Raw genomic sequence first — 22,364 nt, forward strand, 5'->3', positions numbered from 1 at the left:
GGCTCAACTCCCGGAGACGTAACGCGGCCACAAGCCAAAGGGCAGTGGCGAATTCAGGCGGTTCGCTCAGGAATATAGAGACGAAAAACGCCACGCGGTGTGGCCCTGGATTCGGTGTGAGCGCGCGGAAGAGGCCTGACCACCGGCGGTGGCGTCGATTCCGCTAAAGATCATTCTGATTCCAACGAGGTGGTCAGTCTAGGCGGGACGGGCAGCGGTTCGCGGCGGCGACACAGGCCAGAACGGTGTCGCCGCAACCGACTTCGATTCCCGCGATCGTCTGACGATCGGCGAACGATTGGGGACTTCGGTCCCTACTGGACTGTTGTCGCCACGCGATGAGATGGCCATACGAGAGGTTGGCCGCCCTGTCATGCTGGGGCATGTCATCGTCTTGGCAACGGGTCCCTTCGACGGAGGTAGCCATGAGCATCACACCGCACATCCAGTCGCGGACGCGTCTGTTCGCCCGCGTATTGGGTCCGTATCTGTTCATCGCGGCACTGACCATGATCGGTCGAACCGCCTACATGCGTTCGATGATCGACGCGTTCACAGCGGATGTCGTATGGCCGTGGGTCGCCGGTGCGTTTGTTCTGCCGATGGGCCTTGTCGTCATCGTCCTGCATCCCTATTGGCGTGGACCGGCCGCCGCCATCGTGTCGCTGCTCGGCTGGCTGAGCATCGTCAAGGGCATCGCGCTGATGGCCTTCCCGCAGGCCTATCTGTCCATGGGCCACTCTGCGCTCAGTGCCGCTGCGTGGTGGCAGGCAGGCTCGGCGTTGGTCGCAGTGGTCGGCCTGTACCTGACGTACGTCGGGTGGGCTCCCGTCCGCAGCCATCCGGATTCGCACCAATCCGCGGGCGCTGCACCTGAGATGCCCCGCGCTGCGTGAATCCCGACCGCCTGCGGCCAGGCCTCGACTCGCCGGCTGCCGACCTTGCCGCAGAGATGACAAATGAGAGTCAGACCGAGAAAAAGCAGTCATTGCCCGTCGCGGCTGCGATGACGTCTCGCGGGCCGCGTGCGTCACTGCGTGCCCGGGCGTCTGCGGCGTGGCGGGTCCTTGGTCCGGGGTTCGTGACGGGATCGTCCGACGATGATCCGTCCGGTATCCAGACATACAGCCAGACCGGGGCGCAGTTCGGCTACTCCCAGCTATGGGTGGCTGCCTGGACATATCCGTTCATGGTGGCGATCCAGGAGATTTGTGGCCGAATCGGAATGGTCACCGGCCATGGCCTGGCGTCGGTGCTTCGCGAACATTATTCGCGTCGGGTGCTTTTCGTCGCTGTGTCCCTGCTCATGGTCGCCAACATCGTCAACGTTGGTGCCGACCTGGGAGCGATGGCGGCCACTGGTCAGATGCTCGTGCACGTCCCATTCCTGGCTTGGCTCGCGGTAATCGTGGGCGTCTCACTCCTGCTGCAGATTTTCGTCCCGTACCCCGCGTATGCCCGATTCCTGAAGTATGCGAGCCTGAGCCTGCTCGCATATGTCATGGCGGCCTTCGTCATTCATCATCCTTGGTGGCCCACGGTGGCGGTGAGCACATTCGTTCCGCATGTCGAGTGGTCGCGCGACTACGTGCTCAACATCGTCGCCGTCCTGGGCACCACGATCACGCCCTACTGCTTCTTCTGGCAGGCCGACCAGGAGGCAGAAGAGGATTACGCCCGTGGCCGAATGCAGTTCTACGGCAAGGGTGTTCCGGTGGTGCACGACAGGGACATTCGCAACATGAGGGTCGACACCACGGTCGGCATGGGCTTTTCGAATTTCGTGCAGTTCTTCATCATCCTGACGTGCGCCTCCACCCTTCATCAAGCGGGCGTGTTCAGTGTTGACACACCGGATCAGGCCGCCGCCGCACTACGGCCACTTGCCGGCGACTTTGCGTTCCTGCTATTCGCGATCGGCATCATCGGGGTCGGCTTTCTCGCCGTGCCCACCTTGACGGGCTCGGCGTCCTACGCGCTGTCGGAGGCGCTGGGCTGGAAAGCCGGGCTCGGGTACACCTTCCGCGAAGCCCGGGCTTTCTACCTCGTGATCGCGTTGGCCACGATTGTCGGTGTCGCTCTGAATTTCATCGGGATTCCGCCGTTCCGGATGTTGTACTACGCCGCCGCGGTCAACGGGGTACTGGCTCCTCCGCTGATGGCGCTGATCACGTTGGTCGGCAACAACCGATCGATCATGGGTGAGCACGTCAACAAACGCTTTGCCAACGTCATGGGCTGGGCGATGGTGATGATCATGGGGGTGTGCGCCGTGGCGTTGCTCGGCTCGCTCGTGACCGGTGCGTGACGGCGCCGTTCACCGGGATTGGGGCGCATCTGCTGTTCTCGCGGACCCGATGTGGAGTGATTTCGATTGTCCAGCAGGCTTCCGTTGTCCTCCTGCGGCCAATCGCAGCGGATCGGAACTACGAGCGTGGCAGCACGTCGTCGTCGATGATATGAACGGCGGCTTCCTCAGCGGAAGCTGCGCCACCGCTGATGCCGACATCCTCAGCGATCAGCTCTGCCTCGGTGTCTTCGCCAAACCCCAAGTCCGGTGCGACAAGTCGACCTGCTCGCGCGCTGCCGACCTCTCTTCGTTGCGGAAATTCCGCTCCTCACGCAGCTTGATAATTCACCGCGGCGAGCACCCGATCTAGGGCCATTCGGCCTTGGGACGGATCCGCAGCGCAGGCGCCGGCTCGGGGGTCCACGCAGGCGTGCCCCCCTTAACCCCTGCGATACGCGTCAGCGAACCCCGTCGGTACTCGCGTGCTGCCGGGTTACCTGTCGATTGCCGGCGTACGAACCGTTGGCTCAGCCTCAGCGGTCAGCTCGATCGCGGCGAGTGTGAACTGTTCCGCCAGTTCTTCGATGGTATTGGCCGAAAACCGGCTGGATGCGTACCACCAGTCCAGTTGCAGTAGTCCATCGCCACGGTAGGCACGTAACTCCAGTAGATGAGCCGGCCCCGGGTGAGCCCCATTGATGGGCGTCATGCCGTAGCTGAAAAACACTTCCGACACGTGGTCCGGATCGGCGATCGCCTGGCCGAATGCGTCGCAAACACCGCGCAGCATTTCCGTGGCCGAAACCGTTTCGTACGACACGCACTGCAGCGGGATTCGGCGCACAACGGCCAGGGCGCCGCCTGCGCGTTCGTCTGCCGCGGCCACGTCGAGGACGATCTGGCCCGGGCCGATCACCCGGTCGATCGCACGTCCGAGGGCGGCGATGAGGAGTATTTCGACCTCCAGTGTGAGGTACCGGCTGGCGCCGTCGACCTCATCGGTGATCACTTGGGACATCGGAGCCTCGATCCGGGACATGCCGAACGGGAGACCGGCCGAATCATCATCACCGAAGTCGTAGTCAGCAACGCGCAACAGCGTCGGGCTGGTGGACGGAAGAACGACGCCCGTTCTGGTGGAATATGCGAGATTCATAGCTATATCAGCTTTCGTTAAGTTCTGCTCTTTCTGCTTCGATCGGTAACGAACCGGCGGATCGGGCTCCTGGTCAATCGTCCAGGACCTGAGCGTGGTCGGGTTCATCTCCAGGCCGGCGACTGGGTCGGCGGTCGGCGGCCCATCGGCACCGTTGGTCATTCAGATGCCTTCGTTGTGAATACGCCTGAACTCGATAGCTGAGCGACTCGCGTAAGGCCCCACGTTGGGGGACTTAAGTCACCGAATGCCAAGGTGGGCTACATATATGCCGAGCCATGGGCCCGCCGACCGCGGTGTGGGTGCACACAGATCATTTGCCGAGGGGTGATCGGGCGGCGCCTTCCGGCGCCTACGTCAGCGGTCAGATGATCGGCCGGGCGGTGCCGCTGGAAGGTGGCGACGTCGTCGTGGTCGGCGGGCCTCGGGAGGCGAACGTGGCATGACCGTGCGGGTAAATCCGTTATGTCGCAGCAGATTTGGTTGAGGCTTTGGCACGCATGACTTTCACCAATCCGGTTACCGCGGTGATCAGCCCGGTTGCCGCAACGAGTAACGTCGCGACGGCGCTGACCATGGCGGGCCAACCAATTGCGCTAGGCGCACTCGCGGCCGGGCCAGGTTGAGCACCGGTGAGTGGTGGGGCGGCCACCGTCGTTGGCGCCTGCACGGTGACGGTGACGGGGGATTGCGGCGCAGGCGCGGTCACGGTGATGGGCTTCTGAGGCTCCCCGGCATCGGGTCGGACCGTTATTTGGGTCTCGGGTGGCGTCCCGAGCGACTTGTTGGGGTCACGCGGAACAATTGTGATGCGCGGCTCGAGAGGAGGTGGGACCGACGTGCTCGGCGGGTGGGGTAACGACGTGGTCTTGCTTCCTGAGTGCGATGCGATGATTACCCCGAATAGGATCACGGCCAATGCGGTCAGCGAGAGTCCGACCGCAATCCACAAGCGACCCCGGCTTTGATCGGCAGGCTTCGACCCCTCCACACCCTCCACGCCTACAGCATGAGCGCCTTCGGCGTGACTTGGGGCCGGTCTGCACAATTTCCTATACCGGCGTATTTGTGAAGTGCTCAGGCGCGTGCCGTGTGTTGTCTCGGCACGTGTGGTCAGCGCCGCTGCACCAACAGCGTCTGCGCCGAGGTTCCGATGAACCCCTGCTTGTCGAACAGCTCGGCCGTCGTCGACCCGAGGCCGTCCGGACCGATCGAGCCGCGGGCCCGTAGACAGAATTCCGGGCCCACCGGGGTGCGGTGCAGGTGCACCGTGGTGTCGGTGTTCATGAACACGAACTCATTCGGATCCAGCTCGGCGCCAACGCCATTCGCGGAATCGACGACCATCGCCAGCCGCTGCAGATCGGTCATCTCCTCGTCGTCCACCAGCGAGATCAATGGTCGCATCCACACCACGGAGGCGTTGGCGTCGTCGGGTTGCGGCACCCAGGTGACGGTCTCCAGATAGCCGGGCCGGCCCTGCCAGTGATGCCGGAACCCGGTATCGGGCACCTGGGTCATGGGCGGGTAACGGTCCAGTACGGCGTCGCGGGTGTCGCTGGGGGCGATCAGCCACGTCGACATCCGCGCTACCGCCCGCTCGGAACCATCAGGCTGGGCGGCCGTCATCTCCGCGGTCATCATGCAGATCCGTGATCCGGGCCGCGACACCCACGCCCGAACCGCAACGGGCGCAACGGGAATGGCGCCGAGAATGTCCAGGGTCAGCCGGCCCACCTGCATGCCGCTGCCGGCGGCCAGCTCTTCGATCGACTTGGTCAGCAGCGCCAGCGGCGGCGAACCGTGCTGGATGTTCGCATCCCAGTTACTGCCGGTGCCCTCGGTCGATTCGAAGCGCTGCAGATCGCCGTCGGCGCCCCGCCGACGGTAGTAGCAGTCGATCATGCGGCCCCGAAATTCTCGGGCCAGCCGGGATAGGGCGGGGGAGAGCCACCGAAGGCGGGGCACAGCTGTTGGTGCGTGCACCAGGAACACAGCTTCGATGGGTTGGGCCGGAAGTCGCCCGTCTCGCCTGACTTCTGGATGGCTTGCCAGATGGCCATCAGCGTCTTCTCGAACCTCTCCAACTCGGCAAGATCAGGGCTGTAGTCGAGCACCTGACCGTCGGCCAGATACAGCAACCGCAGCCTCGCGGGCACCACTCCGCGCAGGCGGAGCAGCGCCACCGCGTAGAACTTCATCTGGAACATCGCCTTGAACTCGGCCAGCGCCCGGGCTTCAGGTGGCGCCTTGCCGGTCTTGTAGTCGACCACCCGCAGTTCGCCGGTCGGCGCCACGTCGATCCGGTCGACGAATCCGCGCAGCAGCGTACCGTCGGACAGCTCGACCTCGACGCGTTGTTCGCAGCTGTGCGGGTCGAAACGCGTCGGGTCCTCGAGCCGGTAGTACCCCGACAACAACGTACGAGCCTCGTCGAGGAGCGCCTCCCGTCGCTCGGGCGCGATCTCTTCGGCGAGCTCGGGCTTCTCGGCGAGCACCGCATCCCACGCCGGCGTCACCAGCGACAACGCGGTCTCCGGTACCCGGTCGGTGGCGGGCAGCGCGTACAGCTGTTCCAACGCGGCGTGCACCACCGAACCGCGCAACTGCGCGGTCGACGGCGGCTCCGGCAGCCGGTCGATGGCCCGGAACCGGTAGAGCAGCGGGCACTGTTTGAAGTCACCGGCCCGCGACGGCGAGAGTGCCGGCCGTCGGACAGGGGCGGTGGGGGTAGTCATGCGAGCAGCTTAGGTCGCGGCAGCGACAAATCGGCTCAGCCGGGCCGTCCGCAGAATTCGCGAACCCCGGCCGTCTGCCGGAACGGGTCGGCTGGCAGGCTGACCCGGTGCGAATCACCGGACCCTTCACCGTCGGCGACCGCGTCCAACTGACCGACGCCAAAGGCCGGCACTACACGATGGTGCTGGCGACCGGTGGGGAATTCCACACCCATCGCGGCATCGTCGCCCATGATTCGGTGATCGACCAGCCTGAGGGCAGCGTCGTGAAATCCACCAACGGCGACCCGTTCCTGGTGCTGCGCCCGCTGCTGATCGACTACGTCCTGTCGATGCCGCGCGGTGCGCAGGTGATCTACCCGAAGGACGCGGCGCAGATCGTGCACGAAGGCGACATCTTCCCGGGCGCAAGGGTTTTGGAAGCCGGCGCCGGCTCCGGTGCGCTGACCTGTTCGCTGCTGCGGGCTGTTGGCCCCGGCGGTTCTGTGACGTCCTACGAGGTGCGCGACGACCATGCCGTGCATGCCGTGCGCAATGTCGAGACCTTCTTCGGCGAGCGGCCCGAGAACTGGAACCTGGTCATCGCCGACCTCAACGACTATGACGGTGCGCCGGGGGCGAGCGAAGCGACGGGGGGTGGCCAGGTCGATCGCGTTGTGCTCGACATGCTGGCGCCGTGGGATGTGTTGGAGACGGTCTCGAAGGCGCTCGTGCCGGGCGGCGTCCTGATCGTCTATGTCGCGACCGTCACGCAGCTGTCGAAGACGGTCGAGGCGCTGCGTGAGCAGCAGTGCTGGACCGAACCGCGGTCGTGGGAATCGTTGCAGCGCGGCTGGGACGTCGTCGGCCTGGCGGTGCGTCCGCAGCATTCGATGCGCGGCCACACGGCGTTCCTGATCAGCGCGCGCCGACTGGCACCGGGCGCAGTGACGCCGCAGCCGCTGCGGCGTAAGCGCAATATCTAGTCCGCACTGCTGACCGGACCCCGCCGGACCGACAACAACTCGATCTCAAACCGGCCGCCATCCGACCCACATCGACAGCTCAGTGACCCGGGGGTGTCGCGGCGTCAGGGCCGCCCGGCTGCCCCAGCTTCAGCAGCATGTTCGCGGTCTGCCGATTCAGCTGCCAGGAGTCGCGAATGGGGCTGAACTCCATGGGGAACGTGAACTTGTTGTCCGGTGCGGCGACGGAACTCATCGTGATCGTGGCGATGATGTCGCCCGGCTGCCCGGCCGACCACAGCAGGTCCGTCGCCGTCACGTTCATCGGATTGAAGCCGTTGTCGTGCAGTGCCCTGGTGAAGTTGTCCAACCCGGTCTGATCCTCGGCGGTGCCGTATTGGATCAGCCCGATCTTTTGTGCCGAAGGCACCGCGGGGTCGGCGATCTTGTACAGCACGGCCGTAAGCGCGTCGGGCGACGGCAGCGGCGCTGCCGCGGGCGACTTGGCGTCGGTGGTGAGCAGGGAACGGGGCATCGGGTCGGCGGGCGGCTCGACGTGTTCACTGCACCCGGCCAACCCGATCGCCGCCGCGATGATGGCGATGAAGGTCCCTCGGGTCGGCTTCACCGGGCTGCTCCTGATGCCTACTTCACCGACGACAGCAGGGCCATGGCCGACCCCTTGGAGAGTTGCCAGCCGGTGGGGCTGGGGCCGGCGACGAAGGTCAGCGGCTCAGACGCGGTGGCGCCGGTGGCGGCAGTGGCTGTCACGTTGGCCGTCGCGGTGCCGTCTCCGAGGTCGTCGATGTCGGCAACGGCGAAGCTCATGGGGAACACGCCTTGCTTGACAGCGTTGCTGTACGCCCGGTCGGCGGTGATGGCCTCAAGGCGGCCGACGCCGCCCTGGATGTAGCTGCCCTTGGAACCGGCGAAGCTCCCGGCGGCCGTCAACCCGGTGAGCGTCGACACCAGTGACGTCTGCAGGCCCGGCGCGGGCGCCTGCGGCAGCGGCACCTGGCGAACGACCGGCGCGACCGCCGCCCGCGTCCCAGTGGTCGGGATGGCCGTCTGCGAAGCCACAGTCGTACCGACGGCTGCCGCACCGACGAGGGCGGTGGCTGCGATGCCGGTGACGAGGGATTTGACGATCACTGCGGTCCTTTCGATGAGCCCGACTTGCGTATGAGGTTAACAGCGCGGTCAGAGCAACACCCGTGTGTCGCGAATCCTTCGACGCCCATGAATGGCAGATCGCCGGTAGCGTTGAGGTATCCGCCGCACCAACTTCCGGTGTGGGAAAGGAGCGCAAGATGTCTGAAATGGATCGCCCGGACGCCTTCGGCAACCCGGGCACACCTCATCAGAACCCCATGTCCAGCACCGATGCCGCCGAGTTGGCGCGGCTTCGTAGCGAAACGGCGGCGCTGCGCGAGCAGCTGACGAACTCGGCCGCGGCGCACCGCGGGCCGCGTGACGTGCAGCAGCTCGAAGCCCGCATCGATTCGCTCACGACTCGCAACGGCAAGCTGATGGACACCCTCAAAGAGGCGCGGCAGCAGTTGCTGGCGCTCCGCGAGGAGGTCGATCGGCTCGGGCAGCCGCCCAGCGGTTACGGCGTCTTGCTCCTGACTCACGACGACGACACCGTCGACGTGTTCACCTCCGGTCGCAAGATGCGGCTGTCGGTGTCGCCGAACATCGACGTGTCCGAGCTCAAGCAGGGCCAGACAGTCCGCCTCAACGAGGCGCTGACGGTGGTCGAGGCGGGCTCGTTCGAGGCGGTCGGCGAGATCAGCACCCTCCGCGAAATCCTGAACGACGGTAAGCGCGCCCTCGTCGTCGGTCATGCCGACGAGGAACGCATCGTCTGGCTCGCCGAGCCGTTGATTGCGCTCGAATACCTCGACCCCGAGATCGTCGAGCTGCTGGACGACACCGACGACTTGTTGGACGAGCGGGCGCGCAAGCTGCGGCCCGGTGACTCGCTGCTGGTCGACAGCAAGGCCGGCTACGCCTTCGAACGGATCCCGAAGGCCGAGGTCGAGGACCTGGTCCTCGAAGAGGTACCCGACGTCGCGTACAGCGACATCGGTGGCCTGACGCGGCAGATCGAGCTGATCCGCGACGCGGTGGAGCTGCCGTTCCTGCACAAGGATCTGTACAGGGAGTATTCGCTACGGCCGCCGAAGGGCGTCCTGCTGTACGGCCCTCCTGGTTGCGGCAAGACGCTCATCGCCAAGGCTGTCGCCAACTCGCTGGCCAAGAAGATGGCCGAAATTCGCGGCGACGACGCCCGCGAGGCCAAGAGCTACTTCCTGAACATCAAGGGTCCCGAGCTGCTGAACAAGTTCGTCGGCGAGACCGAGCGGCATATCCGGCTCATCTTCCAGCGGGCGCGCGAGAAGGCTTCCGAGGGCACTCCGGTGATCGTGTTCTTCGACGAGATGGACTCGATCTTCCGCACCCGTGGCACCGGTGTCAGCTCCGACGTCGAGACCACCGTTGTGCCGCAGCTGCTTTCGGAGATCGACGGTGTCGAGGGCCTGGAGAACGTCATCGTCATCGGCGCCTCCAACCGCGAGGACATGATCGACCCGGCGATCCTGCGGCCCGGCCGCCTGGACGTCAAGATCAAGATCGAGCGGCCGGACGCCGAAGCAGCGCAGGACATCTTCAGCAAGTACCTCACCGAGGACCTGCCGGTGCATGAGGACGACCTGCGCGAGTTCAACGGCGATCGCGGGTTGACCATCAAGACCATGATCGAAAAGGTCGTCGACCGGATGTACGCCGAGATCGATGACAACCGCTTCCTCGAGGTCACCTACGCCAACGGTGACAAGGAGGTCATGTACTTCAAGGACTTCAACTCCGGCGCCATGATCCAGAACGTGGTGGACCGGGCCAAGAAGTACGCGATCAAGTCGGTGCTGGAAACCGGGCAGCGCGGCCTCCGTATCCAGCACCTGCTGGACTCGATCGTCGACGAGTTCGCGGAGAACGAGGACTTGCCGAACACCACCAATCCCGATGACTGGGCGCGGATTTCGGGCAAGAAGGGCGAGCGGATCGTGTACATCCGCACCCTGGTCACCGGCAAGTCGTCGAGCGCCAGCCGCGCGATCGACACGGAATCCAACCTGGGGCAGTACCTGTAGTCACGACCAGGGTGAGGGCCGTCCGCGCGAAACTTCGGAATCGCGCGCACAGCCCTCACCCTCGTTCGCGGTCGGCGAGATACCGGTCGCGGGCGTCGAGCCGGCGGCGCAGGCTGTCGATCTGGGGGTCGACGAACTCGGCCCGGTATTCGGCGTCGGTGGTGGTGCGCGCGGTGACGTACATGAAGGTCAGCGCACCCAGAAACAGCGCGGTCTGAATCAGCGCTTCCGGCACCGGCAGCGTCATGCCGAAGACGGTGCCGTCGAGCGAGCCGTTGTTGCGCGTCCACTCCGCCAACAATTTCGGGCTGATGAGGATCAGGCCGAGCACCAGGAAGATGAACGCGACCACCAGGGCAACGATCAGCAGTTGCAGCACTTGGGACATGGCCAGTACGAACACCACGTTGACCCGCTCGATGCGGGACAACGGGATTCGATGGGCGGGCCGGGGCATGCTCTGGAACGGGGTGCCGGCCAGGATCGCGTTCTCGGCCTCGGGCGCGTCCGGTTGGGCGGCCGTCAGGATCGGCCGAACCCGGTCGATGGTGGTCGTGATGAGGAATGCCACGGCGATCAGGGCCAGGAAGCCCAGTGCGGACCACAGGCGTGCTCTGCTGACGATCGCCGCCATGAGCCAGACGTAGGTGTTGAAGAACACCAGAACGGTCAGCAGCATGATCGGCAGGGCTCTCACGAATAGACTGCCGACGAGTGTCAGATTGTGGGTCGTGACGTCCAGGGCCCAGCCCACGATGGAGCCGATGCCGGTCGCTGTGCAGACCAGGATGACGGCGATGACCACGCCTACGTACACGACGTTGCCGGTGACCTTTGGTCCCGGACCGCCGAGCAGCGCGCCGACGGCGCACACCGCCACCGACACCGCGGCCGCTGCGGCCCGCGTGTGCCACGACGAGATGCGCGACACCAGCCAGCCGGCCAGCGCGGCCACCGGCGCCACCAGCAGGAGCAACGCCAGGACGAACCACTCGGTCCGCGTGGGTTGACCTTCGATGTTGATGGTGTGTTGGCCGGTGACGGCGGTGACGAGGACCGAGTTCGCCATGAAGACCGCGAACGCGGCCAGCGCCGGTGCCGACCGTTGCCACAGCCGCCGCACGAGTGCTCCTGGGCGCAACACCGCGGGCAGGCCCCGCCGCAGAAACCAGGTTTCGGCGGCGACCCGCTCGCTCGGCGATGGCCTGTCCCGTCGCTTCGCTCGCCCAGATGTGGTCATGCGCCCCATGGTGCAACATGGACACCCGGCTGTGTGGCTGGACGGGCTTCTCGCCGGGGCTCGGCTCCGGCCTCTCGGGCCCACGCATCGCCACTCCGTCTACGCTGTGCGGCATGCAACGGATCATCGGAACAGAGGTCGAATACGGCATTTCATCGCCGTCTGATCCGACCGCGAACCCGATCCTCACATCCACCCAGGCGGTGCTGGCGTACGCGGCGGCCAGTGGCATCCAGCGGGCCAAGCGCACGCGGTGGGACTACGAAGTCGAGTCCCCGCTGCGCGACGCCCGTGGTTTCGACCTGAGCCGCTCCACGGGACCGGCACCGATCGTGGACGCCGACGAGATCGGCGCCGCCAACATGATCCTCACCAACGGCGCCCGGCTGTACGTCGACCACGCCCACCCGGAGTACTCCGCTCCCGAGGTCACCGACCCGATGGACGCGGTCATCTGGGACAAGGCCGGCGAGCGGGTCATGGAAGCCGCCGCCCGGTATGTGGCCAGCGTGCCCGGGGCGGCGAGGCTGCAGTTGTACAAGAACAACGTCGACGGCAAGGGTGCGTCGTACGGCACGCACGAGAACTATCTGATGAGTCGGCAGACGCCGTTCAACTCGGTGATCGCCGGGCTGACGCCGTTCTTCGTGTCCCGCCAGGTCGTCACCGGTTCGGGCCGCGTCGGCATCGGGCAGTCGGGGGATGAGCCGGGTTTCCAGCTGACTCAGCGCGCCGACTACATCGAGGTCGAGGTCGGCCTGGAGACGACGCTCAAGCGCGGCATCATCAACACTCGCGACGAGCCGCATGCCGACGCCGACAAATACCGCCGGCTGCACGTCATCATCGGTGACGCCAACCTGGCCGAGACGTCGACGTATCTGAAGGTGGGCACCACGTCGCTGGTGCTCGACCTGATCGAGTTCGGGGCCGCCGAGGGCATCGAGCTGTCCGACCTGGCGCTGGCTCGTCCCGTGCACGCGGTGCACGTCATCAGCCGGGATCCGTCGCTGCGTGCGACTGTGGCACTGGCGGACGGCCGCGAACTCACCGGCCTTGCGCTGCAACGCATCTACCTGGACCGGGTGGCCAAGTTGCAGGAGCGGCGCGACCCGGACCCGCGCGCCAACCACGTCATCGAGACCTGGGCGCATGTCCTGGATCTGCTGGAGCGCGATCCGATGGAATGTGCCGAAATCCTGGACTGGCCGGCCAAGCTGCGCCTGCTGGAGGGGTTCCGGCAGCGTGAGAACCTCAGCTGGAACGCCCCGCGCCTACACCTGGTGGACCTCCAGTACTCCGACGTGCGGCTGGACAAGGGTCTGTACAACCGGCTGGTGGCGCGCGGCTCGATGAAGCGGTTGGTCACTGAACAGCAGGTGCTCGACGCGGTGGACAACCCGCCCACCGACACCAGGGCGTACTTCCGTGGCGAGTGCCTGCGCCGGTTCGGTGCGGACATCGCCGCGGCCAGCTGGGATTCGGTGATTTTCGACCTCGGCGGCGAGTCGCTGGTGCGGATTCCGACGCTGGAACCGCTGCGCGGAAGCAAGGCACATGTCGGCGCGTTGCTCGATTCGGTGGACAGTGCGGCCGAGTTGGTGGAACAGCTCACGACGTAATGGCTTGTGTTCCCGGGGAACCCGGGCGCGGACCGGTAGTGTGAAGTTAGTAATCGAGCAATCAGGAGGCTGCGATGGCTCAGGAACAGACCAAGCGCGGCGGTGGCGGCGGCGAGGACGACGACGTCTCCGGCCCGTCTGCCGCAGGTCAGGAACGTCGCGAGAAGCTCGCTGAGGACACCGACGACCTGCTCGATGAGATCGATGACGTGCTGGAAGAGAACGCAGAGGACTTTGTGCGCGCGTACGTCCAAAAGGGCGGCCAGTGACGCCAGCGTTCGGGCCTTTCTCTGATCGACTGGATGTCACCTCACCGCACCTGAACCTGTCCTCGTTTTCGGACTTTCTCAGCCGGCAGGCACCTCACCTGCTGCCGGCCGCGGACCTGCGGAGCAACTGGGCTTCAGCGGGTGAGGTTCGGTCCGGTTCCGATCTGCCGCACGGTACGACGATCGTTGCGATCAAGTACCCCGGCGGTGTGCTGATCGCGGGAGACCGGCGGGCCACTCAGGGCAACATGATCGCCAGTCGCGACGTGCAGAAGGTGCACATCGCCGATGACTACACGGCGACCGGTATTGCCGGTACCGCGGCCATCGCGGTGGAGTTCGCGCGGTTGTACGCGGTCGAGCTGGAGCACTACGAGAAGGTCGAAGGTGTGCCGCTGACCTTCCGCGGCAAAGTGAACCGGCTGGCGACCATGGTGCGTGGCAATCTCGGCGCCGCGATGCAGGGTTTCGTCGCACTGCCGCTGCTGGTGGGCTACGACCTGGATGACTCCGACCCGGGCAATGCCGGTCGCATTGTCTCCTTCGACGCCGCGGGCGGCTGGAACTTCGAAGAAGAGGGCTACCAGTCGGTGGGTTCGGGGTCGCTGTTCGCAAAGTCGTCGATCAAGAAGCTGTATTCGCATGTGAGCGATGCCGATTCGGCGCTGAAGGTCGCCATCGAGGCGCTCTACGACGCTGCCGACGACGACTCGGCCACCGGCGGACCGGATCTGACGCGCGGCATCTACCCGACCGCGGTGCTCATCGGCGCCGACGGTGCCGAAGAGGTCACGGAGGAGCGCATCGCCGCGCTGGCCCGGGAAGTCATCGCCAACCGGACCCGCGCGGGAGGTAATGCCTGATGAGCTTTCCGTATTTCATCTCGCCCGAACAGGCGATGCGGGAACGTTCCGAGCTTGCACGTAAAGGCATTGCGCGGGGTCGCAGCGTGGTCGTGCTGGCCTATGAGGGTGGCGTGCTGTTCGTGGCGGAGAACCCGTCGCGGTCGCTGCAGAAGGTCAGTGAGCTGTATGACCGGGTCGGTTTCGCGGCCGTCGGCCGGTTCAACGAGTTCGACAACCTGCGTCGCGGTGGTATCCAGTTCGCCGACACCCGGGGCTATGCCTACGACCGGCGCGATGTCACCGGTCGCCAGTTGGCCAACGTCTACGCCCAGACGCTCGGCACCATCTTCACCGAGCAGGCCAAGCCCTACGAGGTCGAGCTGTGTGTCGCCGAAGTGGCGCACCACGGCGAGACGAAAGCCCCTGAGCTGTACCGGATCACGTATGACGGCTCGATCGCCGACGAGCCGCATTTCGTCGTGATGGGCGGTACCACCGAGCCGATCATCACCGCACTCAACGACTCCTACGAGGAGAACTTGAGCCTGGCCGACGCGGTGAAGATTGCCGTCGACGCGCTGCATGCCGGTGCCGGCGCGGACCGCGTACTGGGCGCGGCCACGCTCGAGGTGGCGATCCTCGACGCCAAGAGGCCGCGCCGCGCGTTCCGCCGGATCACCGGCGCCGCGCTGGATGCGGTGCTGCCGAAGGCCGAGGCGGAAGCCACGGACGAGGGCACAGCCGCCGCTGACGAGAGCAAACCGGACGCCAAACCCGAAGGCGACGCGGCCGAGTAATCACTCGGACGACAAGACGGCTTTCAGTCCACGCAACAGCACCGCGATGCCGAATTCGAAGGCGTCGTCGGCGCGTTCGGGTTTGGTGCTGCCGGTGGCGAGTGCGGCGGCGAACTCCGGGCTGACTTCGGCGCCGGGCTGCCAGGGTTCGTCGGGCGCGGCGACATCGAGTGCTGAGCCCAACACGAACGCGTCGATCAGGGTGATGGCGCGCAAGGTGTCCGCGGGATCGAATCCCGCGCGGCCGAACGCGACGGCCAGGACGTTGTACATGGTGAGGGCGTGGTCGCTGTTTACCGCGTGCGAGGTCAGCAGGGGAATGAGCCGCGGGTAACGCGCGTAGCTCTGGCGGTAGGACCGCATGATGTCGGCGACGACGTCCGTCCACGGGCGGAGTGGGTCGTCGGCGGGCAGCGCGACGTCGGACATCGCCCGTTCGCGTAGCAGCTCGACGATCTGTTCGCGCCCGGCGACGTGGTTGTACAGCGACGACGGGCTGACCTTGAGGGCCCGAGCCAGTTCCGGGACGGTGAAGCCGCCCGTCTTGTTGACCAAATCCATTGCTGCGCCGGCGATGCGATCCGCGGAAAGCAGCGGTTTGGAGGGGCGGCCCATGGAATCTTTCTACTACCTCTTTACAAGCGCGGGTAAGTCGGGCCACAATAAAACGAATCAAATTCGTTTTAGGAGTCCCGCTGATGATCACCCTGACCGCAACGGCGCCCGAGTCGCTGTCCCGCAGTATCGAGTCGACGCGACCGCCGGTGCGGGTCGGTCTGGTGCAGCACCGCTGGCGTCCCGAGGCTGACGAGCTCGCCAAGGTGCTGCGAGACGGCATCGATCGGGCGGCCGGAGCAGGTGCCACGCTGGTCTGTCTGCCGGAGATCACGCTGCTGCGGTACCCCGCCGATACCCCTGCCGGCCCCAACCCCGGCGACACCGCCGAAGACCTGCTCGCGGGGCCGACGTTCGCGCTGGCCGCCGAGGCGGCTCAGGCCAACGGCGTCTTCGTGCACGCTTCGTTGTATGAAAAGGCACCGGCGGCAGACGGTTTGGGCTTCAACACGGCGATCCTGGTGTCCCCGTCGGGCGACTTGGTCGGCCGGACCCGCAAGATGCACATCCCGATCTCGGCCGGTTACTACGAGGACACCTATTTTCGTCCTGGTCCAGGGCCGTCCTCCGCCGCGGGCAACCCGTACCCGGTCTACGACCCGGAGGGGCTCGGCGCCAAGCTGGGCCTGCCGACGTGCTGGGACGAATGGTTCCCCGAGGTCGCCCGCAACTACTCGCTCGGCGGTGCCGAGATCGTCGTCTATCCGACGGCCATCGGCTCCGAGCCCGTCTTTCCCGCCTTCGACACCCAGCCGCTGTGGCAACAGGTCATCGTCGCCAACGGCATCAACAGCGGCCTGTTCATGGTGGTGCCCAACAGAATTGGCAACGAGGGCACCGTGACGTTCTACGGCTCATCCTTCATCTCTGACCCGTACGGCCGGGTGCTGGTGCAGGCGCCGCGCAACGAGGAGGCCGTGCTGGTCGCCGACCTGGACCTGGACCAGCGTCGCGACTGGCTGGAGCTGTTCCCGTTCCTGCTGACCCGGCGTCCGGAGAGCTACGCCGCGCTGACCGCACCGGTCGACGTGCAGCGCCCGTACGGCGCCGGCCACGAGGCCACGGCGGTCGTGAAGTGACCAGCTATGTGATGCCGGCGGAGAGTGCACCGCAGGACCGGGTGTGGATGGCGTTCCCGTCGGCAGGTTATTCGTTGGGGGACACCGAAACCGAACAGCACGAAGCCCGCTCGACATGGGCCGCCGTGGTACACGCGGTGCTGGAATTCGAACCGGTCACCATGGTCGTGGACCCCGCCGAAATGGCGGTCGCCCGCCGCTATCTGTCCGCCGATGTCGACATCGTCGAGGCGCCGCTGAACGACGCCTGGATGCGCGACATCGGCCCGACCTTCGTGCACGCCGACGATGGGTCGGTGGCCGCGGTGGACTGGGTGTTCAACGGCTGGGGCGCCCAGGACTGGGCACGCTGGGATCGGGACTCGAAAATCGGTGCCGCGGTGGCCGGTTGGGCCGGGGTTCCGGTGGTCACCTCGAATCTGGTCAACGAGGGCGGCGGCATCCAGGTCGATGGGCAGGGCACGGTACTGGTCACCGAGACCGTCCAACTGGACCCCGGCCGCAATCCCGGCGCCACCAAGGCTGATGTCGAGGCCGAGCTGGCCCGCACCATCGGCGCCAACCATGCCGTCTGGCTGCCGCGCGGCCTGACCCGTGACTCAGAGCGCTTCGGCACCCGTGGACACGTCGACATCGTCGCTGCCATCACCGCGCCCGGGCGCCTGCTGCTGCACGCGCAGCGCTCCGACGCGCATCCGGATCACCTGGTGTGCAAAGAGATTCGCGAAGCGCTCGCCGACACCTGTGATGCCGCGGGCCGGCCGTGGGACATTGTCGAACTTCCCGCGCCGGACGTGCTCACCGACGCCGAGGGCTACGTCGACTACAGCTACATCAACCATCTGGTGGTCAACGGTGGCGTCATCGCGTGTGCGTTCGGCGATCCGCGCGACGCTGACGCGGCCGCGATCCTGGCCGAGCAGTACCCGGGGCGCCGGGTGGTCAGCCTCGATGCACGTCCACTGTTCGAACGTGGCGGTGGCATCCACTGCATCACCCAGCACCAGCCGTCGGCCACGCGCGGCGTCGCTTGATCTCCGACCTGGCAGGGGCCGACTGTCAGTCGATGCCCTCCGCGATGGCACGGATGAACTCGACATTCTCGAGATCGCGATTGGTTTCTTCGGAGGTCGACGTGCCGTAGCGGCGGTTGGCGGAGAGCTTGACGATGGTGGTTGCCCTGGCGGGGTTGACGTACACCAACTGGTTGAGCACGCCGATGGCGCTGAAATCGCCCTTGCCGCCGGCGGGTATCCACCACTGGTACCCGTAGCCCAGATCGATGCTGTGGCCGGCGATGATGGGTCGGCCGGCTTCGCGGATCGGCGAGTCGATGGTTGTCGAGGCCCGCACCCAGTCCGCCGAGACGATTTGCCGCCCGTGCCACATTCCGCTGTTGCGATACAACTCGCCGAGCCTGGCATAGTCACGAGTGGTGAGATTGAGCCCCCCATAGGACATTTCGGTACCGAGTAGATCGGTTGCCCAGAAGCTCGGCGACTCGAAACCGAGCGGTTCGACAAGTTTGTCGGTCATGTATTCCGATACGCTTCGGCCAGTGGCATGTGCGATGAGCGCACCGAGGATCTGCGTCTCGCCGGAGTTGTAGCGACATACGGTGCCCGGTGCGCTTTCCGTCGACATCCTGGCAACGAAACCGTCCAATCCGCCACGCCGACCCATCATCGCCTGAATGAGCTGGTGGATGTCTGAGGACGGATCGTTGTAGTCCTCGTTCCATCGGGCGCCCGAGGACATCTGCAACACATTGCGGATCGAGACACCGTCGTAGGCCGACCCTGGGTCGACGGGCACGTAGTCACTGATCGCGGCATCGATGTCGGCGATGTGCCCTTCGTCCACCGCGATCCCGACAAGGGCGGAGATGAAACTCTTGGCCACTGACATCGACAACCAGTTGACCGTCGGGCCGCCGGTGAGGAAATAGCGCTCGTAGCGGACTTGTCCGTCCACGATCACCAGAAGGGCGGCAGTGTCGGTGTCGACAAGGAGCTGCTCGGTGGACTTCGTCCTGCCCTCGAACGAGTATGTCGCCGGTAGCGAGGTGGGCGGTCCGACCGGCCAGGTGACGGGCCGAGTCGACGCGGGCATTCTCCGCACGGGCATCAGCTCGTCGATCCGGACAAGGTGCTCGTGCTGCGGCGCACCGGTGAACAGACCGATATCGGCCAGTGACGCGGGACGGCGTGGAGTGAACACTTTGCGCGCCAGATAGCGCAGTGTGAATGCCGTCAGCGCGGCGGAACGACGTGTCGCCATGGGAACCTCCGATTTATGCGTACCATTCGGTACTAGTACCACACGGTACGCACAAATCGGGAGGTTGTATAGATTGGCAGGAGAGGCAACCGATGGACAGCGAGTCACCACGTATGGATGGGCGAACGGCACGATTTCAGCACCGCCGTCCCGAGCTGCTCGACGCCGCGGCTGAGTACGTGCTCGACAATGGTCTGGCGGATTTGTCGTTGCGGCGGCTTGCGGAGGCGCTCGGTGTCACCCATGCGACGTTGCTCAGACACTTCTCGTCGAAAGACGAGTTGGTGCTCGAAGTGGCGGAGCACATTCGCGCCGACTTCCAGGCGCGCTTGGCCGGCGATCTGGACCTCAAGCCCGGGCATTCCGTCGCCGATGTGGCGCGGGCGTTGTGGTCGCGCCTGTGCGAGCCACGTGAGCAGCGTCAATTCCGGTTGTTGTTCGAACTCTTCGGCAGCCGAAGTCTGGGCGACCAGCGGCTCATCGAATCGATGATCCACGGTTGGGTCGAGCTGATGACTGACCGCATCCTCGTCGCAGGTGGCTGGAGTCAACAGGATGCGCAGGCGCTGGCTACCCTCCTGCTGGCGCAGTTTCGTGGCTTGCAACTCGATTTGATGCTGACCGGCGAACGCGCGCGAGTCGATGCCGCACTTGAGATTTCATTGCGTCACCTCGAATAGCCGCACCAAAAGCAGGGCTGCACACCGCTCGGTAGTATCTGAGGAGCTCAGGAAGAGCTGACCGCCATCAACCGACTGACGGCCGCGCTCACCCGGTCACGGTTGCCCGCGCCGGTGCGCACGATCCACGACGTCAGGTGCTCGAGCAGCTCCCGGATCTCCAGCAGGGCCTGAATGCGCTCGCTCTCATCGGTTTTTCCGGTCAGTACCTCGGACCACAGGGCGTCGAGATCGAGGATGTCGCGCACCGTCGCGTACGCCATCGCCACGTCGGACGTGCTGACCGAAAGACGTTCCTGCATGCGGTAGATGGTGCCCGGGCCGACCCGGTTGATCAGCTCACCGGCCACCGAGGTCGCGACGATCTCGCGGCGAAGTGGGTGGTTCGCGATCTCTGCTCGTGCCTGCTCGGCAATGGTGGCCGGAAAGTACTGCTCCAGGCGGCCGACGAACATCTCGTGATCCGGCACGTCGGAAGCCAACAGCTCCTGCGACACCAGGTTCTTGGATTGCGCCAGCAGCACAGCGATTTCGGGTCGCGTCAGTCCGAGTCCGATGGCGCGACGGCGATCCAGTTCCTGCTTCGACGGCAGCCCCTCGACATCGGGATCGACGCCGGCCACCTCCTTGAGGTTGCCGATGAGCCTGATGTGCCGGTCCAACAGAGAGCCGGCCTCGGCCGCAGCCATGCTGATCGCCAGGATCTGGTCGGCGTTGTCGGTGAGCACCCGCGCAGCGACGTCGTCCGTCGCTTCCGCGAGCAGCGTATTGCGAAGGGCCGTATCGATGTTGCCGGAGTCCAGCGCGATCTTCAGATTGACTTCGAGGTCGGAAGTGGCGACTCCTGCGGCGTTGTCGATGAAGTCGGCGTTGACCCGGCCGCCGTTCAGGGCGAACGCGATACGCGCCTGCTGGGTCAGACCGAGGTTGCCGCCCTCACCGATCACCTTGCAGCGCAACTGTGATGCGGTGATGCGCACGCGGTCGTTGGTCTTGTCCTGGGCGTCGGCGTCGGTCTCGTCGTCGGCGCGCACGTAGGTGCCGACGCCACCGTTCCACAGCAGGTCGACCGGTGCGCGCAATACGGCGTTGATCAGCTCGTCGGGAGTGCATTCGGCGGCCGTGATGCCCAGCCTGGCCCGGGTCTGATCCGACAGCGGAATCGACTTCGCGGCCCGGGACCACACGCCACCACCCGACGAGATCAGCGCCGGGTTGTAGTCCTGCCAGCTGGACCGGGGGAGGGCGAAGAGCCGTGCCCGCTCCTGATATGACGCTGCGGGGTCTGGGTTCGGGTCGAGGAAGATGTGCCGGTGGTCGAAGGCTGCGACCAGCTTGATGTTGCGGGACAACAGCATTCCATTGCCGAATACGTCACCGGACATGTCGCCGATGCCGGCGACGGTGAATGGCTCGACGTCGATGTCATGACCGGCTTCGGCGAAGTGCCGGCGTACCGACAGCCACGCGCCGCGGGCGGTGATACCCATGGCCTTGTGGTCGTATCCGGCCGATCCGCCCGAGGCGAAGGCGTCGCCGAGCCAGAAGCCGTATTCAGCGGCAATGGCATTGGCCAGGTCCGAGAACGTGGCGGTGCCCTTGTCGGCGGCCACGACGAGGTAGGCATCCTCCCCGTCGGGGCACACGGTGCGGTCGGGATGGCGGACGGCGCCGTCCACGATGTTGTCGGTGACATCGAGCAGACCGCGGATGAAGGTGCGGTAGCCCTCAGCGGGATCGACAGTGGCCGCACGCAAGACGAAGGCACCCTTGGCCCCCGTCGGCACGATCGGGGCGTTCTTGACGGCCTGCGTCTTCATCAAGCCCAGCACCTCGGTGCGGAAGTCCTCGGCGCGGTTGGACCAGCGGAGCCCACCACGGGCGATGGCGCCACTGCGCAGGTGCACGCCCTCGACGGCGTCGGAGTGCACGAAGATCTCGCGATAGGGGACAACGGGTCCGGTGATCGACAGCCGCGACGAGTCGATCTTGAACGATACGTAGTCCTTGGGGCGGCCGTCGGGCCCGACCTGGAACCAGTTGGTGCGCAACGTCGCACCGACGAATGCGTGCAGAGCCCGTCGGATCCGGTCGTCATCCAATGAGGTCGCGGCATCCACCAGACCGCTGACCTCGCGATCCGCCTGCTCGACGTCCGCGGCGGCGTCCGGGTTGAACCGGGCGTCGAACAGCGCCAGCAGCGCGTTGACGAATTCGGGCGCGGCAACCAGGGATTCGACGATGTAGTCCTCCGAGAGCCCCAGCCCCGTCTGCCGGACGAACCGGCACGCGGCGCGGACCAGTACCGCCCGGCGCCAGTCGATGCCGGCCGCGGCGATGAGCATCGCGAACCGGTCGACGTTCCAGCGCCCCGCGATGGCGGCCTCGCATGCCTGCGCGACCAGGTCGCGTGTCGATTCAGAGAGCGAGAGGTCGCCGAACTCGTAGCAGTGCCCCGCGTCTTCGGAGTGGTGGTAGGAGGCGACGCGCAGGCCGAAGGACTCGAACATGGCGCAGACATCGGCCAGGAGCGGCGGATGCCCGGGCCACTGGATGCGGGCGTGGTTGTTCAGCCCGTCGGCGTCGAAAGACACCCGGGCAGCGGAATTCTGCATGGGAGAACTACTCCGGTCTATTTACTTGGAGGTCTG

General features: G+C 65.7%; 21 protein-coding genes and 1 pseudogene. 12 read left to right on the top strand and 10 right to left on the bottom strand.

The genetic code is table 11. The features are described from left to right. Positions 1 to 425 precede the first annotated feature (425 nt). Together G6N59_RS26260 and G6N59_RS26265 are read left to right on the top strand one after the other, a co-directional pair. On the top strand, positions 426 to 896 hold the full coding sequence (locus G6N59_RS26260; protein ID WP_234884168.1) for a hypothetical protein: 471 nt from the start codon (positions 426 to 428) through the stop codon (positions 894 to 896). A 185-nt stretch (positions 897 to 1,081) separates the two neighbouring features. Beyond that, a complete protein-coding gene (locus G6N59_RS26265; protein WP_197907894.1) occupies positions 1,082 to 2,308 on the top strand; it encodes an NRAMP family divalent metal transporter in 1,227 nt (408 codons plus the stop codon). Positions 2,309 to 2,426: 118 nt separating this feature from the next. On the opposite strand, the pseudogene G6N59_RS30920 reads toward G6N59_RS26265, so the two are convergent. Continuing rightward, positions 2,427 to 2,612 (bottom strand): annotated as a pseudogene (locus G6N59_RS30920) (DUF5709 domain-containing protein); the annotation flags it as partial. 171 nt (positions 2,613 to 2,783) lie between these two features. Next, entirely contained in the window at positions 2,784 to 3,608 is an 825-nt protein-coding gene (locus G6N59_RS26275; RefSeq protein WP_138229846.1) for a hypothetical protein, read from the bottom strand. Between the two features lie 155 nt (positions 3,609 to 3,763). Here G6N59_RS26275 and G6N59_RS31680 point away from each other — a divergent pair, with 155 nt between their 5' ends. Then, on the top strand, positions 3,764 to 3,892 hold the full coding sequence (locus G6N59_RS31680; RefSeq protein WP_280109132.1) for a hypothetical protein: 129 nt from the start codon (positions 3,764 to 3,766) through the stop codon (positions 3,890 to 3,892). 667 nt (positions 3,893 to 4,559) lie between these two features. On the opposite strand, the gene G6N59_RS26280 is transcribed toward G6N59_RS31680, so the two are convergent. Beyond that, positions 4,560 to 5,351, bottom strand: coding sequence for a thioesterase family protein (locus G6N59_RS26280; RefSeq protein WP_138229847.1), 792 nt, complete (start codon positions 5,349 to 5,351; stop codon positions 4,560 to 4,562). Next, positions 5,348 to 6,184, bottom strand: coding sequence for a RecB family exonuclease (locus tag G6N59_RS26285; RefSeq protein ID WP_138229848.1), 837 nt, complete (start codon positions 6,182 to 6,184; stop codon positions 5,348 to 5,350). The genes G6N59_RS26280 and G6N59_RS26285 overlap by 4 nt, the downstream gene beginning before the upstream one ends. Before the next feature lie 107 nt (positions 6,185 to 6,291). On the opposite strand from G6N59_RS26285, the gene G6N59_RS26290 reads away from it, so the two are divergent. Continuing rightward, entirely contained in the window at positions 6,292 to 7,149 is an 858-nt protein-coding gene (locus tag G6N59_RS26290; RefSeq protein ID WP_138229849.1) for a tRNA (adenine-N1)-methyltransferase, read from the top strand. Between the two features lie 79 nt (positions 7,150 to 7,228). Here G6N59_RS26290 and G6N59_RS26295 read toward each other — a convergent pair whose 3' ends face one another. Further along, on the bottom strand, positions 7,229 to 7,756 hold the full coding sequence (locus G6N59_RS26295) for a lipoprotein LppK (protein ID WP_138229850.1): 528 nt from the start codon (positions 7,754 to 7,756) through the stop codon (positions 7,229 to 7,231). 17 nt (positions 7,757 to 7,773) lie between these two features. Next, on the bottom strand, positions 7,774 to 8,280 hold the full coding sequence (locus G6N59_RS26300) for an MTB12 family secreted protein (RefSeq protein ID WP_138229851.1): 507 nt from the start codon (positions 8,278 to 8,280) through the stop codon (positions 7,774 to 7,776). Between the two features lie 167 nt (positions 8,281 to 8,447). Here G6N59_RS26300 and arc point away from each other — a divergent pair, with 167 nt between their 5' ends. Then, positions 8,448 to 10,286 carry a proteasome ATPase gene (gene arc, locus G6N59_RS26305; RefSeq protein ID WP_407665911.1) on the top strand — a complete coding sequence of 613 codons (1,839 nt, stop codon included), beginning with the start codon at positions 8,448 to 8,450 and terminating at the stop codon, positions 10,284 to 10,286. Positions 10,287 to 10,341: 55 nt separating this feature from the next. Here arc and G6N59_RS26310 read toward each other — a convergent pair whose 3' ends face one another. Then, positions 10,342 to 11,526: a hypothetical protein gene (locus tag G6N59_RS26310; protein WP_138229853.1), complete on the bottom strand. Its 1,185-nt coding sequence runs from the start codon at positions 11,524 to 11,526 to the stop codon at positions 10,342 to 10,344. Between the two features lie 113 nt (positions 11,527 to 11,639). On the opposite strand from G6N59_RS26310, the gene dop reads away from it, so the two are divergent. The 4 genes from dop to prcA all read left to right on the top strand — a co-directional run bounded on the left by dop (position 11,640) and on the right by prcA (position 15,059). Continuing rightward, positions 11,640 to 13,148: a depupylase/deamidase Dop gene (gene dop, locus G6N59_RS26315; protein WP_138230064.1), complete on the top strand. Its 1,509-nt coding sequence runs from the start codon at positions 11,640 to 11,642 to the stop codon at positions 13,146 to 13,148. 74 nt (positions 13,149 to 13,222) lie between these two features. Then, complete coding sequence (locus G6N59_RS26320; RefSeq protein ID WP_061001614.1) at positions 13,223 to 13,417, top strand: ubiquitin-like protein Pup; 195 nt, start codon at positions 13,223 to 13,225, stop codon at positions 13,415 to 13,417. Further along, positions 13,414 to 14,280 carry a proteasome subunit beta gene (prcB, locus tag G6N59_RS26325; RefSeq protein WP_407665786.1) on the top strand — a complete coding sequence of 289 codons (867 nt, stop codon included), beginning with the start codon at positions 13,414 to 13,416 and terminating at the stop codon, positions 14,278 to 14,280. The genes G6N59_RS26320 and prcB overlap by 4 nt, the downstream gene beginning before the upstream one ends. Next, a complete protein-coding gene (gene prcA / locus G6N59_RS26330; protein WP_138229854.1) occupies positions 14,280 to 15,059 on the top strand; it encodes a proteasome subunit alpha in 780 nt (259 codons plus the stop codon). Before prcB ends, prcA begins: the two co-directional genes overlap by 1 nt. Here the strand turns inward: prcA and G6N59_RS26335 are convergent, their stop codons facing one another. Further along, complete coding sequence (locus G6N59_RS26335; protein ID WP_138229855.1) at positions 15,060 to 15,674, bottom strand: TetR/AcrR family transcriptional regulator C-terminal domain-containing protein; 615 nt, start codon at positions 15,672 to 15,674, stop codon at positions 15,060 to 15,062. An 83-nt stretch (positions 15,675 to 15,757) separates the two neighbouring features. Here G6N59_RS26335 and G6N59_RS26340 point away from each other — a divergent pair, with 83 nt between their 5' ends. Together G6N59_RS26340 and G6N59_RS26345 are read left to right on the top strand one after the other, a co-directional pair. Then, positions 15,758 to 16,753: a nitrilase-related carbon-nitrogen hydrolase gene (locus G6N59_RS26340; RefSeq protein ID WP_138229856.1), complete on the top strand. Its 996-nt coding sequence runs from the start codon at positions 15,758 to 15,760 to the stop codon at positions 16,751 to 16,753. A gap of 11 nt (positions 16,754 to 16,764) precedes the next feature. Further along, positions 16,765 to 17,787 (top strand): agmatine deiminase family protein, encoded by a 1,023-nt coding sequence (locus G6N59_RS26345; RefSeq protein WP_197907930.1) that lies wholly within the window; start codon positions 16,765 to 16,767, stop codon positions 17,785 to 17,787. A gap of 25 nt (positions 17,788 to 17,812) precedes the next feature. Here the strand turns inward: G6N59_RS26345 and G6N59_RS26350 are convergent, their stop codons facing one another. After that, positions 17,813 to 19,033 (bottom strand): serine hydrolase domain-containing protein, encoded by a 1,221-nt coding sequence (locus tag G6N59_RS26350; protein WP_138229858.1) that lies wholly within the window; start codon positions 19,031 to 19,033, stop codon positions 17,813 to 17,815. A gap of 92 nt (positions 19,034 to 19,125) precedes the next feature. Here G6N59_RS26350 and G6N59_RS26355 point away from each other — a divergent pair, with 92 nt between their 5' ends. Beyond that, positions 19,126 to 19,713 (top strand): TetR/AcrR family transcriptional regulator, encoded by a 588-nt coding sequence (locus G6N59_RS26355; RefSeq protein ID WP_234884169.1) that lies wholly within the window; start codon positions 19,126 to 19,128, stop codon positions 19,711 to 19,713. A 47-nt stretch (positions 19,714 to 19,760) separates the two neighbouring features. Here the strand turns inward: G6N59_RS26355 and G6N59_RS26360 are convergent, their stop codons facing one another. After that, positions 19,761 to 22,328, bottom strand: coding sequence for an NAD-glutamate dehydrogenase domain-containing protein (locus G6N59_RS26360; protein ID WP_138229859.1), 2,568 nt, complete (start codon positions 22,326 to 22,328; stop codon positions 19,761 to 19,763). Between the last annotated feature and the right edge of the window lie 36 nt (positions 22,329 to 22,364).

Source organism: Mycolicibacterium aubagnense, from assembly GCF_010730955.1.
GTDB classification, from domain to species: Bacteria; Actinomycetota; Actinomycetes; order Mycobacteriales; family Mycobacteriaceae; genus Mycobacterium; species Mycobacterium aubagnense.

What these genes read in the sequence shown, in the direction of transcription:
- G6N59_RS26355 (WP_234884169.1), top strand. Translation starts at nt 19,126, where the DNA reads ATGGACAGCGAGTCACCACGTATGGATGGGCGAACGGCACGATTTCAG.
- G6N59_RS26260 (WP_234884168.1), top strand. Translation starts at nt 426, where the DNA reads ATGAGCATCACACCGCACATCCAGTCGCGGACGCGTCTGTTCGCCCGC.
- G6N59_RS26310 (WP_138229853.1), bottom strand. Translation starts at nt 11,526, where the DNA reads ATGACCACATCTGGGCGAGCGAAGCGACGGGACAGGCCATCGCCGAGC.
- G6N59_RS26360 (WP_138229859.1), bottom strand. Translation starts at nt 22,328, where the DNA reads ATGCAGAATTCCGCTGCCCGGGTGTCTTTCGACGCCGACGGGCTGAAC.
- G6N59_RS26320 (WP_061001614.1), top strand. Translation starts at nt 13,223, where the DNA reads ATGGCTCAGGAACAGACCAAGCGCGGCGGTGGCGGCGGCGAGGACGAC.
- prcA (WP_138229854.1), top strand. Translation starts at nt 14,280, where the DNA reads ATGAGCTTTCCGTATTTCATCTCGCCCGAACAGGCGATGCGGGAACGT.
- G6N59_RS26340 (WP_138229856.1), top strand. Translation starts at nt 15,758, where the DNA reads ATGATCACCCTGACCGCAACGGCGCCCGAGTCGCTGTCCCGCAGTATC.
- G6N59_RS26345 (WP_197907930.1), top strand. Translation starts at nt 16,765, where the DNA reads ATGCCGGCGGAGAGTGCACCGCAGGACCGGGTGTGGATGGCGTTCCCG.
- G6N59_RS26275 (WP_138229846.1), bottom strand. Translation starts at nt 3,608, where the DNA reads ATGACCAACGGTGCCGATGGGCCGCCGACCGCCGACCCAGTCGCCGGC.
- G6N59_RS26350 (WP_138229858.1), bottom strand. Translation starts at nt 19,033, where the DNA reads ATGGCGACACGTCGTTCCGCCGCGCTGACGGCATTCACACTGCGCTAT.
- G6N59_RS26285 (WP_138229848.1), bottom strand. Translation starts at nt 6,184, where the DNA reads ATGACTACCCCCACCGCCCCTGTCCGACGGCCGGCACTCTCGCCGTCG.
- arc (WP_407665911.1), top strand. Translation starts at nt 8,448, where the DNA reads ATGGATCGCCCGGACGCCTTCGGCAACCCGGGCACACCTCATCAGAAC.
- dop (WP_138230064.1), top strand. Translation starts at nt 11,640, where the DNA reads ATGCAACGGATCATCGGAACAGAGGTCGAATACGGCATTTCATCGCCG.
- G6N59_RS26335 (WP_138229855.1), bottom strand. Translation starts at nt 15,674, where the DNA reads ATGGGCCGCCCCTCCAAACCGCTGCTTTCCGCGGATCGCATCGCCGGC.
- G6N59_RS26280 (WP_138229847.1), bottom strand. Translation starts at nt 5,351, where the DNA reads ATGATCGACTGCTACTACCGTCGGCGGGGCGCCGACGGCGATCTGCAG.